We start from the raw sequence: 12046 nt of genomic DNA on the forward strand, positions 1-12046 counted from the left end.
CTCCTACCGCTCCGGGACCGCGCTCTCCGCCGCGCGCGGTCCCGCCACGCGCAACCGGAACACCACGGTGCCCTCGACGCAGCGCACGTCGACCGACTCGCAGATCTGGCGGGTCACCCACAGCCCGTCGCCGGGTGCGGTGGGCGCGTGCAGCGCGGGCGGCCGGAACCCGGCGAACGGGTCCAGCTCACCCGCTTGCGCACCGCTGAGCTCGCACACCAGCGAGCCGTCGGCCAGCCACATCGCGGCGTGGCCGTCGTCGCGCAGGAACGCCAGCGCCTCGCCGACCGCGACGGTCAGCATCGCCGCGTTCTCCTCCGACAGCCCGAAACCGATGGCCCGGCCCACGATGAACCGGCGCAACGCCTGCAGGTCACCGCGCAGCGGCAGCACCCTGGCGTCGGCCGGTCGGGGCGGCAGCGGGAGCGCGTCGCAGGTGTCGGCGTAGTGGGCGGGCTCGACGTAGTGCGGCGAGGTGACCACCTCGCCGTCGACCACGTGCTCGGGGTGGGTCATCAGCGCGTGGGTCACGCCCTCCTCGCCGACCACCCGCGCGTCGTACGGGCACAGCATCCACACGTTAGTGGCGGCTAAGACGACGTTGAGCCCCGACTCCATGCGCCGCCAGGCCGTCGCGTCGGCGCGCGTGCGGCCCGCCCACAGCGGTTCGGCGAGCACCCTGACGTTGCGGCAGGTGGCCGACGTCACTTTGTGCTGCCAGTAGCGGAAGAAGGCGGTAGCCCGTTCCGGTGGTCGCCGCCCGAAATAGGCAGTTTCGGCATGGTCGAAATCACCCGCCAGGGTGCCGAGCGCGGATCGCAACGATTCGACGTTCGCGGGTGTTGTGGCGACCAGCACCGGCTCACCGAGTTCGATCCCCTCGGCCACGAATGGGGCCGCCACCGCGAGGAATTCCTCGTCCGTGGTGTAGACGGCCGCGTGGTGCCGGAACCGGTCTTCGCTCACCTGGGCACACCTCCGTTCAACAGGACCAGACCGGGCGCATCCGCCCAGCCCAGCGCTTCGATCGCCCAGGCGTGGTGCCTGGCGACGTCGAGCACCAGCGCGCGACCTCTCGGGGCCAGCTCAGCGGCGACCGCGATCAGTACGCGGATGGCCTCGACCCGGAGGAACGGCACGTCCCGCGCGCAGAGCCGGACGCCGTCACCCCCCGCGTCAGCGGCTTCGAGGACGACATCGCGCAGCGCCTGCAACTGCGCGGCGCCGATGTCCCCCGACAACACCAGACCGGGCGGATCGGTGTGGCGAGTGATGACCAACGGTGCTCCTAGCGGGAATCGCGATAAGCCCCAGCGCCCCCAAAGCCGAGTGCACAACGCGGAGCAGATTACGCCATTCCGCCCACAATGCCAAAACGGCCCCACCACGACCGTGCGAAATAAATTGTTCAGCTATTGAACTGGCACCGCCGGGCATTGCGCCCGTTCGCCACCGATTTTCCGGTTGCGCGCGCAAGCCGTTCGCGGGGCGGCGTGCCGGTCGGTCAGGTGTTGCGCGGGAACCCGAGGTTGACCCCGCCGTGCGACGGGTCCAGCCAGCGGCCGGTGACGACCTTGGTGCGGGTGAAGAAGTGCACGCCGTCCGGGCCGTAGGCGTGCGAGTCGCCGAACAGCGAGTCCTTCCACCCGCCGAACGAGTAGTAGGACACCGGCACCGGGATCGGCACGTTCACCCCGACCATGCCGACCTCGACCTCGTTCTGGAACCGCCGGGCCGCACCGCCGTCGTTGGTGAAGACGGCCGTTCCGTTGCCGTACGGGTTGGCGTTGACCACCTCCAGCGCCTCGTCGTAGGTGGGCACCCGCAGCACCGACAGCACCGGGCCGAAGATCTCGTCGCGGTAGACGGACATGTCCACGCCCACGTGGTCGAACAGGGTCGGCCCGAGCCAGAAGCCCGACGGGTCGCCGTCGACCGGGCGGTCGCGGCCGTCGACCACCAGACGGGCCCCCTCCGCGACACCCGCGTCCACGTAGGCGGCCACGCGGTCGCGGTGCTCGCCGGTGATCAGCGGCCCCATCTCGCAGCCCGCGCGACGGCCGTCGCCGACCTTCAGCGCGGCGATGCGGTCGGCGACCTTGGCCACCAGCTCGTCGCCCACCGGGTCCACGGCGACCACCACCGAGATGGCCATGCACCGCTCCCCCGCCGAGCCGAAGCCCGCCGACACCGCCGCGTCGGCGGCCAGGTCCAGGTCCGCGTCGGGCAGCACGACCATGTGGTTCTTGGCCCCGCCCAGCGCCTGCACGCGCTTGCCGTGCCGGGTGCCGGTCTCGTAGACGTGCCGGGCGACCGGCGTGGAGCCGACGAAGGAGACGGCCTTGACCTCCGGGTGCTCCAGGACGCGGTCCACGGCCACCTTGTCGCCGTGCACGACGTTGAGCACGCCGTCGGGCAGGCCCGCCTCCGCGAACAGCTCGGCGATGAACACCGACGCCGACGGGTCCTTCTCGCTCGGCTTGAGCACCACGGTGTTGCCGCACGCGATGGCGTTGGGCACGAACCACAGCGGCACCATGGCGGGGAAGTTGAACGGCGACACCACCCCGACCACCCCCAGCGGCTGCCGGATCGAGTAGACGTCGACCTTGGTGGAGGCGTTCTCGCTGAACCCCCCCTTGAGCAGGTGCGGGACGCCGCAGGCGAACTCGACCGCCTCCAGGGCGCGCTGCACCTCGCCCATCGCGTCGGGGAGCACCTTGCCGTGCTCGGCGGTGACGATCGCGGCGAGCTCGCCCTTGCGCGCGTTGAGCAGCTCGCGGAAGGCGAACATCACGTTCGCCCGCTGCGCCAGTGACGCGCCGCGCCACCGCGTGTACGCCTCGCGCGCCGCGGCCACCGCTTCGTCCACCACCGACGCCGACGCGAAGTCGACCCGCGCCGAGACCCGGCCGGTGGCCGGGTCGTGGACCTCGCCCGCGCGCTCGACCGCGCCGGTCCACGGCTTGCCGCCGATCCAGTGGGTGATCCTCACGACGCCACCTCCGCGATGGTCTCGCGCAGCACCGCCAGCGCCTCCTCCAGCTCGTCCTCGGTCAGCGTCATCGGCGGGGCCAGGCGGATCACGTTGCCGTACAAGCCGCCCTTGCCCACCAGCAGACATCGTTCCCGCGCGCCCTCCAGCACCGCCACCGCGGCGGCCGGGTCCGGTTCACCGCCGGGGCCGACCAGCTCCACGCCCACCATCAGGCCCTTGCCGCGCACGTCGCCCACCACGGGGTGCCGCTCGGCGATGCCGCGCAGGCCCGCGAGCAGCCGCGCGCCCAGCTTGGCCGCGTTGGCCTGCAGGTCGTGCGCCAGCAGGTACTCCAGCGTGGCCAGCGCGCCGGTGGTGGCCAGCGGGTTGCCGCCGAAGGTGGACAGCGAGTTCGCGGTCAGGCAGTCCATCAGCTCGCCGCGCGCCACCACGCCGCCGATGGCCAGGCCGTTGCCCAGGCCCTTGGCGAAGGTCATCGCGTCCGGGGTCACGCCGTGCGCCTGGATGCCCCAGAAGTGCTCGCCGGTGCGCCCCCAGCCGGTCTGCACCTCGTCGGAGACGAACAGGACGCCGTACTCGTCCAGGACTTCCTTGAAGGCGGCGAACAGGCCGTCGGGTGGCGCGGTGAACCCGCCCACGCCCTGGATCGGCTCGGCGATCAGGCACGCCACCTCGCCCGCCGTCGTGGTCTCGATCACCTCGCGCAGGTCGGCCACGCACGCCTTGACGTAGTCGGCGTCGGAGAGGTCCTTGAAAGGGCTGCGGAAGCGGTAGCCGCCGTGCACCCAGCTGACCTTGACCGGGCTGAGCGAGCTGGCCGACCAGCCGCGGTTGCCGGTGATCGCCACGGTGGCGAAGGCGCGGCCGTGGTAGGAGTTGCGCAGCGCCAGCACCTGGTCGCTGCGGCGGAACCGGGTGGCGAGCATGAGCGCGGTCTCGTTGGCCTCGGTGCCGGAGTTGGTGAAGAACACCTTGGCGTCGGGGATGCCGGACAGCGCGGCCACCTTCTCGGCCAGCTCCACCTGGGCGCGGATGAGGTAGAGCGTGGAGCTGTGCAGCACGCCGGTGGCCAGCTGGGCGCGGATCGCCTCGCTGATCTCGGCCACGTCGTAGCCGATCGCGTTGGTCAGGATGCCCGCGAAGAAGTCCAGGTAGGTGCGGCCTTCGCGATCGGTGACCCGCCGCCCGCTGGCGCTGGCCAGCTCGATGGGCCGGTCGTAGTACAGGGCCATCCAGCGGGGCATCACCGCGCGGTGCCGGGCCAGCAGCTCCTCGTGCGACATGGCGTCCTCCTCGGGCTCCCTGCCGTGGAGTGTCGTCGGAGCGGGCACCGGCCGCCATGCACAACCTGTGCCCCTTTGCCCCGCGCGGCATTACGTTGTGTCCATGTACCCGACGGTCGCCGAAGCGCTGGTCCTGCCGGTGCTGCGCCGTGCCCGGCCGAGGGTCGTCGCGGGTGCCGCGGGCATGGGCCGCCGGGTGCGCTGGGTGCACGCGGCGGAGGTCGCCGACATCGCCCACCTGCTGCGCGGCGGGGAGCTGGTGCTCACCACCGGCATCGCGCTGCCCGACGACGAGGCGGGGCTCACCCGCTACGTCGACGACCTGGCCTCGGTCGGCGCGGCGGGCCTGGTGGTGGAGCTGGTGCGGCGCTGGCCCGACGACCTGCCCGGCGCGCTGGCGGCCGCCGCCGAGCGGCACGGGCTGCCGCTGGTCGCCCTGGCTCGGGAGACCCGGTTCGTCGCGGTCACCGAGGCGGTGGTGTCGCTGATCGTCGACGCCCAGCTGGTCGAGCTGCGCGCGGCGGAACAGGTGCACGAGACGTTCACCGCGCTGACCGTGGCGGGCGCGGAACCCGCCGAGGTGCTGCGGGAGGTCGCCCGGACCTCCGGGCTGCCGGTGGTGCTGGAGACGCTGGGCCACGAGGTGCTGGCCTACGACGCGGCCGGGCAGGACCCCACCGCGCTGCTGGCGGACTGGGGGCAGCGCTCGCGGGCGGTCTCGGTGGCCGAGCGCACCGCCTACCACGAGGAGTCCGGCTGGCTGGTGACCGTGGTCGGCGCGCGCGGCGCGGACTGGGGGCGGCTGGTGCTGCTCACCCCGGAGCCGCCCGCGCACCGGCAGGTCGTGGTCGCCGAGCGCGCGGCCTCCGCGCTGGCCGTGCACCGGCTGGTGGCGCGCGACCGGGAGTCGCTGGAGCGGCAGACGCACCGCACGCTGCTGACCCAGCTGCTCGGCCAGCCACCACCCGACCTGCCCGCGCGGGCGGCGGCCCTGGGCGTGCCGCTGGAGCGGCGGCAGCTGGTCGGCGTGGCGGTCCGACCGGGCAGCGCGGTGTCCCCGGCGCAGGCCCTGGCCACCCAGGAGGTGCTGCGGGACCTGGCCGAGGCCACCGCGCTGGCGACCCGGCGGGCGACGGTGCCCGCGCTGGTCGGCGTGGTCGACGACACCAGCGTCCGGGCCCTGCTGTCGGTGCCCCCGCAGACCGGGCTGGAGGGCGTGCTGCGGCGGCTCGCCCGCGAGATCCACCGCACCGCGGCGGGGACGCAGCACGCCCTCCCGGTCGTCGTCGCCGTCGGCACGACCGTCACGGCCGTGCCGGAGGTGCGGCGCAGCCTCGGCGAAGCCGCCCACATCGCGGGAGCGGCCCTGCGCTCACCCGGTACGCGGTTGTACCACCGGCTCGACGACGTGCGGCTGCGAGGCCTGATGCACCTGCTGCGGGAGGATGAGCGGGTGCGGGCGTTCGCCGACCGCGAGCTCGGCCCGCTGGTGGCCCGCGACGCGGACCACGGCAGCAGGCTGGTCGAACTCCTGCGGTGCTACTGCGAGCACGGGGGCAACAAGTCTGCGGCGGCTGCCGCGGCCCACCTCTCGCGCACCGCGTACTACCAGCAGCTGGCCCGCATCGAGCAGGTGCTCGGGGTGTCCTTGGAGGACCCGGAGTCCGTGCTCTCGCTGTACGTGGCGCTGCTGGTGCGGGAACTGGACGCCTAGCCCAGCAGGGGCAGCCCGACCGGCAGCTGACCGAGGCCGCCGGTCACGCCACCGAGGCCGCCGGTCGCGCCGGTGAGCTGGTCGGTGGGCAGCTGCTGGGTCAGCCCGCCCAGGCCCAGCCCACCCAGGCCGAGGCCGCCCAGCCCCTGCCCGCCCAGCAGCGGCAGCTGCTGGGTCAGCCCGGTCACCGGGGCCATGTCGGCGGCCCGGTCCAGTTCCGGCGCGGTCTCGGACAGCACCGAGGTGGAGGTCTCGGTCAGGTCGCGCTCCATCGGCGCGGCCTGCGGGGTGATGGGGGTCGCGGGCAGCTTCACGGTCTTGCCGCTGATGACCTCGTCCGCCTTGAGGTCGGCGACCGACACCTCGGGGGCGTCGCCGATCTTGGGCGTGATGCTGTCGACCTGCGGCGCCTCGGTGGCCGAAGCGGAGCCTGCGAGCAGCGGGGAGACGCCGACGGCGAGCATGGCGGCGGCGCGGAAGAGTCCGCGCGGGCGAAGTGCAGACACGGTGTTCCTCGAAACGAGTCGGGGGTCTGGCAATGGACCTTTGACCTATCGACATCCCGAGCCCGTCTCCACACCCGCTCGATCGAGTGACTGACGCTCCGTGCAGGCATTACACCTTCGAGGGAAGCCGAAAGTGGCGGCGTGGTTCACCCCTGGTTTCCCGACGGGGTGTACAGAGTGTCCGCCGATCACGTCAAGCGCGGACACATCGACGCTGCCCGGACCGCGCGGCGGGAGCTGAGGATGCCGAGGTGGACCTCGCGCCGGACCGCTGCCGCGGACGGTGTTTCACCAGCGTAACAGGGGAGTGACCGATGGCCCTCGACCCCGTGGCGCAGGCCGCGCCGGACGCGGCAGGCCGGGTGGAGCTGCGCGACCACACCCCGATCGCGGACAGCCCCCACTACAACCCCGAGCTGGCGCCGGTTCCGCTGGAGCAGCGCACCTGGACCACCTACAACTTCTTCGCGCTGTGGATGGGCATGGCCCACAACATCCCCAGCTACACGCTGGCCGCGTCGCTGGTCGCGCTGGGCATGGACTGGGTGCAAGCGTTCCTGACCATCACCCTGGGCAACCTGATCGTGCTGGTGCCGATGCTGCTCAACAGCCACGCGGGCACCAAGTACGGCATCCCCTTCCCCGTCTTCGCCCGCGCCTTCTACGGCGTGCGCGGGGCGAACCTGGTGGCGCTGCTGCGGGCGTTCGTCGCCTGCGCCTGGTTCGGCATCCAGACCTGGGTCGGCGGCAAGGCGCTGCACGTGATCGTGGGCAGGCTCGCGGGCGAGGGCTGGACCGGCGCCCCCGCGGTGCTCGGCCAGGTGTGGACGCTGTGGCTGTGCTTCCTGGGCTTCTGGGTGGTGCAGATGCTGGTGATCTGGCGCGGCATGGAGGCCATCCGGCGGTTCGAGAACTGGACCGCCCCGCTGGTGTCGGTGGGCTTCCTGGTGCTGCTGGCCTACGTGGCGGTCCAGGCGGGCGGGTTCGGCCCGATCCTGTCCGAGCCGTCGCGCCTTGGCTGGGGCGCGGAGTTCTGGCGGGTGTTCTTCCCCGCGCTGATGGGCATGATCGCGTTCTGGTCCACGCTGTCGCTGAACATGCCCGACTTCACCCGGTTCGGCGGCAGCCAGCGCAAGCAGGCGGTCGGCCAGGTGCTCGGCCTGCCGACCACCATGTCGTTCATCGCGATCGTGGCGATACTGACCACCTCGGGCGCGGTGGCGCTCTACGGCGAAGCCATCTGGGACCCGGCGGAGCTGGCCAGCCGCTTCGACAGCACCGCGGTGGTGCTGGTCGCGCTGGTGGCGCTGGTGCTGGCGACCATCTCGGCCAACCTGGCGGCCAACGTGGTCAGCCCGTCCTACGACTTCTCCAACGCCTTCCCGCGCCGGATCACCTTCGCGCTGGGCGGGCTGATCACCGGCGTGATCGGCGTGCTGATCCAGCCGTGGCGGCTGATCTCCGACCCCGGCATCTACATCTTCGCCTGGCTGGGCTTCTACGGCGGCCTGCTGGCGTCCGTGGCCGGGGTGTTCATCGCAGGCTACTGGCTGCTGGCGCGCACCGAGCTGGCGCTGGTCGACCTGTACCTGGCGGGGCGGGGCGCGTACTGGTTCCGGGCGGGCTGGAACTGGCGCGCGGTGCTGGCCACCGCGGTCGGCTCGCTGCTGGCCGTCGGCGGCGCGTACGGCGGCCCGTTCCCGGCGGACGGGCTGATCCCGTTCCTCAAACCGCTCTACGACTACAACTGGGTCGTCGGCCTGGTCGGCGGCCTGCTCGTCCACCTGGCGCTGGCGCCGCGGAAGGAGCACTCGTGAGCAACGTCGTCCGGGCAGGTCTGGTCCAGCAGAAGTGGACCGGTGACAAGGATTCCATGATCGCGGGCGCCGTCGAGGCGATCCGGTCCGCCGCGTCGCGGGGCGCGCAGGTGGTGTGCCTGCAGGAGCTGTTCTACGGCCCGTACTTCTGCCAGGTGCAGGACGCGGACTACTACTCCTACACCGAGGGCATCCCCGACGGGCCGACCACGCAGCTGATGTGCCGGGTCGCCGAGCAGAACGGCGTGGTGCTGGTCGTGCCGATGTACGAGCAGGAGCAGCCCGGTGTCTACTTCAACACCGCCGCGGTGATCGACGCCGACGGCACGTACCTGGGCAAGCACCGCAAGAACCACATCCCGCAGGTGAAGGGGTTCTGGGAGAAGTTCTACTTCAAGCCGGGCAACCTGGGCTACCCGGTGTTCGACACCGCGGTGGGCCGCATCGGCGTCTACATCTGCTACGAGCGGCACTTCCCGGAGGGCTGGCGGGCGCTGGGGCTGGCGGGCGCGCGGATCGTGTTCAACCCGTCGGCGACCAGCCGCGGCCTGTCGGAGTACCTGTGGCGGCTGGAGCAGCCCGCCGCCGCGGTGGCCAACGAGTACTTCGTCGGCACCATCAACCGCGTGGGCGTGGAACCGCTGGGGGACAACGACTTCTACGGGCAGTCCTACTTCGTCGACCCGCGCGGCCAGCTGATCGGGGACGCGGCGTCGGACACCGAGGAGGAGGTCGTGGTGCGCGACCTGGACATGGACCAGCTGGCCGCGGTCCGCGACCTGTGGGCGTTCTACCGGGACCGCAGGCCCGACAGCTACGAATCGCTGGTGCGGCCGTGAGCACCTTGATCAGGGGCGGGACGGTGGTCAACGCCACCGGCGCGGTGGCCGCCGACGTGCTGGTGGAGGGCGAGAAGATCGCCGCGCTGCTGACGCCGGGCTTCGCGATCGCCGCGGACCGGGTGGTCGACGCCGCGGGCAAGTACGTGATCCCCGGCGGCATCGACGCGCACACCCACATGGAGATGCCCTTCGGCGGCACGTTCTCCGCCGACACCTTCGCCTCCGGCACCACCGCGGCGGCCTGGGGCGGCACCACCACGATCATCGACTTCGCGGTGCAGGCCAAGGGCACCTCCCTGATGTCCACACTGGACAAGTGGCACACCAAGGCGGACGGCAACTGCGCGGTGGACTACGGGTTCCACATGATCGTCTCCGATGTCAACGACACGTCGTTGAAGGAGATGGAGTCGTGCGCGGACGCGGGCGTGAACTCGTTCAAGATGTTCATGGCCTACCCCGGCGTCTTCTACGCCACCGACGGGGAGATCCTGCGGGCGATGCAGAAGGCCCGTGAGATCGGCGGCACGGTCATGATGCACGCGGAGAACGGCATCGCGATCGACCAGCTCGTCGCGCAGGCGCTGGCGCGGGGCCGCACCGCGCCGGTCGAGCACGGGCTGACCCGCCCCCCGGAGCTGGAGGGCGAGGCGACCTCGCGGGCGATCACCCTGGCCGCGGTCACCGGCGCGCCGCTCTACGTCGTGCACCTGTCCGCCGCGCAGGCGTTGGACGCGGTGGCGCGGGCGCGCGACACCGGGCAGAACGTGTTCGCCGAGACCTGCCCGCAGTACCTGTACCTGTCGCTGGAGGACCTGGCCAAGCCGGACTTCGAGGGCGCGAAGTACGTGGCCTCTCCCCCGCTGCGCCCTCGGGAGCACCAGGCCGAGCTGTGGCGCGGCCTGCGCACCAACGACCTGTCGGTGGTCTCCACCGACCACTGCCCGTTCTGCTTCAAGGACCAGAAGGAGCTGGGGCGCGGGAACTTCGCCAAGATCCCCAACGGCATACCCGGCGTCGAGCACCGGGTGGACCTGCTGCACCAGGGCGTGGTGCGGGGTGAGATCAGCCTTGAGCGCTGGGTGGAGATCAGCTCCACCACGCCCGCGCGGATGTTCGGCCTGCACCCGCGCAAGGGCGTGATCGCGCCGGGGGCGGACGCCGACGTCGTGGTGTACGACCCGCGCGCCCGGCAGACCATCTCCGCGGCCACCCACCACATGGCGGTGGACTACTCGGCGTACGAGGGCATGGAGCTGACCGGCAAGGTCGACACCGTGCTCTCGCGCGGCCGGGTGGTGGTGGACGCCGAGGGGTTCCACGGCCGGGTCGGGCACGGCAGGTTCCTGACCCGCGAGCTGAACCAGTACCTGGTCTAGGGAGGCGTCAGTGGACTTCGGTGTCGTGCTCCAGACCGACCCGCCCGCGCGGGAGGTGGTGGCGGGGCTGAAAGCGGCGGAGGACTGCGGTTTCCGCTACGGCTGGACCTTCGACTCGTGCGTGCTGTGGCAGGAGCCGTTCGTCATCTACTCGCAGGTGCTGGCGGCCACCCGCGAACTGGTCGTCGGCCCGATGGTGACCAATCCCGGCACCCGCGACTGGTCGGTCACCGCCTCGCTGTTCGCCACGCTCAACGACATGTTCGGCAACCGCACGGTGTGCGGCATCGGGCGGGGCGACTCGGCGCGCCGGGTGATCGGGCAGCGGCCCGCCTCGCTGGCGACGCTGGGCCGGGCCATGACCGTCATCAAGGAGCTGGCCGAGGGCCGGGAGGTCGAGCACCACGGCACGCCCGTGCGCATCCCCTGGGTGCGCGACGGGAAGCTGGAGGTGTGGATGGCCGCCTACGGGCCCAGGGCGCTGAAGCTGGTGGGCGAGCAGGCCGACGGGTTCATCCTGCAGACCGCCGACCCCGACATCGCGCGGTGGACCATCGGATCGGTGCGCGAGGCGGCCAAGGCGGCCGGGCGCGACCCGTCGTCGATCACGATGTGCGTGGCCGCGCCCGCGTACGTGGGCCCGGACCTGGCCCACCAGCGCGAGCAGCTGCGCTGGTTCGGCGGCATGGTGGGCAACCACGTGGCCGACCTCGTGGCGCGGTACGGGGATTCCGGCGCGGTGCCCGCGGCGCTGACCGACTACATCAAGGACCGGGAGGGCTACGACTACTCCCACCACGGTCGGGCGGGCAACCGGTCCACCGACTTCGTGCCCGACTCCATCGTGGACCGCTTCTGCCTGCTCGGCCCCGTCTCGGCGCACGTGGACCGGTTGCAGGAGCTGCGGGAGGTCGGAGTGGACAACTTCGCGCTCTACCTGATGCACGACGCCAAGGACAAGACGCTGGTCTCGTACGGTGACGACGTGATCGGGCGCGTGTGACCAGGTGCGGCGGGACGGAATGTGGGGCCGCCCCGCCGCACCTCCTACCAGTAGGATCGAACACGTGATCGACTTCGAGAAGACCTCCGTCTTCAAGCTCGCGCCGTGCCGTCCGGAGGACATCGGCCCGCAGGTGGCGCCCATCCTCATCCAGGGCGAGCAGATCGTGGCGTGCTTCAAAACCGTCCGAGACTTCGTGGTGTTCACCGACAAGCGGGTCATCGCGGTGAACGTGCAGGGCATGACCGGCCGCAAGCGCGACTTCACCTCGCTGCCCTACAGCCGCGTCCAGGCGTTCTCGGTGGAAACCGCGGGCACCTTCGACATGGACGCCGAGCTGGACCTGTGGTTCAGCGGCCTGGGCAAGGTGCGGCTGGAGTTCAAGGGGCACGCCGACGTCCGGCTGCTCAGCCAGGTGATCGCGACCTTCGTGCTCTGAGCCCAGAGTCGCCGTCTGTGGCACGTGCCGCAAATCCGTCTTCGCTCCCCGCCGGGACCGCGCAT

At 71.7% G+C, this 12046-nt stretch carries 10 protein-coding genes and 1 pseudogene; 6 read left to right on the forward strand and 5 right to left on the reverse strand.

Annotation, left to right across the window (positions count from 1 at the left end; genetic code table 11):
* Window positions 1-3 precede the first annotated feature (3 nt).
* The 4 genes from JOF41_RS16260 to JOF41_RS16275 all read right to left on the reverse strand — a co-directional run bounded on the left by JOF41_RS16260 (window position 4) and on the right by JOF41_RS16275 (window position 4281).
* Window positions 4-966 carry an anti-sigma factor RsbA family regulatory protein gene (locus JOF41_RS16260; protein WP_209619972.1) on the reverse strand — a complete coding sequence of 321 codons (963 nt, stop codon included), beginning with the start codon at window positions 964-966 and terminating at the stop codon, window positions 4-6.
* Window positions 963-1280: an STAS domain-containing protein gene (locus tag JOF41_RS16265; protein ID WP_189225261.1), complete on the reverse strand. Its 318-nt coding sequence runs from the start codon at window positions 1278-1280 to the stop codon at window positions 963-965. Before JOF41_RS16265 ends, JOF41_RS16260 begins: the two co-directional genes overlap by 4 nt.
* Before the next feature lie 224 nt (window positions 1281-1504).
* Window positions 1505-2995 carry a CoA-acylating methylmalonate-semialdehyde dehydrogenase gene (locus JOF41_RS16270; RefSeq protein ID WP_307867432.1) on the reverse strand — a complete coding sequence of 497 codons (1491 nt, stop codon included), beginning with the start codon at window positions 2993-2995 and terminating at the stop codon, window positions 1505-1507.
* A complete protein-coding gene (locus JOF41_RS16275) occupies window positions 2992-4281 on the reverse strand; it encodes an aspartate aminotransferase family protein (RefSeq protein ID WP_244989603.1) in 1290 nt (429 codons plus the stop codon). Before JOF41_RS16275 ends, JOF41_RS16270 begins: the two co-directional genes overlap by 4 nt.
* A gap of 103 nt (window positions 4282-4384) precedes the next feature.
* On the opposite strand from JOF41_RS16275, the gene JOF41_RS16280 reads away from it, so the two are divergent.
* Window positions 4385-5995 carry a PucR family transcriptional regulator gene (locus tag JOF41_RS16280; protein WP_189225259.1) on the forward strand — a complete coding sequence of 537 codons (1611 nt, stop codon included), beginning with the start codon at window positions 4385-4387 and terminating at the stop codon, window positions 5993-5995.
* Here the strand turns inward: JOF41_RS16280 and JOF41_RS16285 are convergent.
* On the reverse strand, window positions 5992-6501 hold the full coding sequence (locus JOF41_RS16285) for a hypothetical protein (RefSeq protein ID WP_189225258.1): 510 nt from the start codon (window positions 6499-6501) through the stop codon (window positions 5992-5994). The two genes, JOF41_RS16280 and JOF41_RS16285, sit on opposite strands and share 4 nt — an antisense overlap.
* 314 nt (window positions 6502-6815) lie before the next feature.
* Between JOF41_RS16285 and JOF41_RS16290 the strand changes: the two are divergent.
* The 5 genes and pseudogenes from JOF41_RS16290 (at window position 6816) to JOF41_RS16310 (ending at window position 11981) form a co-directional block, all read left to right on the forward strand.
* Window positions 6816-8364: pseudogene (locus tag JOF41_RS16290) on the forward strand (NCS1 family nucleobase:cation symporter-1).
* Between the two features lie 10 nt (window positions 8365-8374).
* Window positions 8375-9157: a nitrilase-related carbon-nitrogen hydrolase gene (locus JOF41_RS16295; RefSeq protein WP_244991183.1), complete on the forward strand. Its 783-nt coding sequence runs from the start codon at window positions 8375-8377 to the stop codon at window positions 9155-9157.
* On the forward strand, window positions 9154-10539 hold the full coding sequence (gene hydA, locus JOF41_RS16300) for a dihydropyrimidinase (RefSeq protein WP_209619974.1): 1386 nt from the start codon (window positions 9154-9156) through the stop codon (window positions 10537-10539). Before JOF41_RS16295 ends, hydA begins: the two co-directional genes overlap by 4 nt.
* Before the next feature lie 10 nt (window positions 10540-10549).
* Complete coding sequence (locus tag JOF41_RS16305) at window positions 10550-11542, forward strand: TIGR03842 family LLM class F420-dependent oxidoreductase (RefSeq protein WP_209619975.1); 993 nt, start codon at window positions 10550-10552, stop codon at window positions 11540-11542.
* 64 nt (window positions 11543-11606) lie between these two features.
* Entirely contained in the window at window positions 11607-11981 is a 375-nt protein-coding gene (locus JOF41_RS16310; protein ID WP_189225253.1) for a PH domain-containing protein, read from the forward strand.
* Window positions 11982-12046 lie beyond the last annotated feature (65 nt).

It is taken from the genome of Saccharothrix coeruleofusca, assembly GCF_017876325.1.
Taxonomy (GTDB): Bacteria; Actinomycetota; Actinomycetes; order Mycobacteriales; family Pseudonocardiaceae; genus Actinosynnema; species Actinosynnema coeruleofuscum.

Bases quoted from the DNA above. Each gene is read 5' to 3' on its own strand.
- JOF41_RS16295 (WP_244991183.1), top strand. From the start codon at position 8,375: ATGATCGCGGGCGCCGTCGAGGCGATCCGGTCCGCCGCGTCGCGGGGC.
- JOF41_RS16275 (WP_244989603.1), bottom strand. From the start codon at position 4,281: ATGTCGCACGAGGAGCTGCTGGCCCGGCACCGCGCGGTGATGCCCCGC.
- JOF41_RS16280 (WP_189225259.1), top strand. From the start codon at position 4,385: ATGTACCCGACGGTCGCCGAAGCGCTGGTCCTGCCGGTGCTGCGCCGT.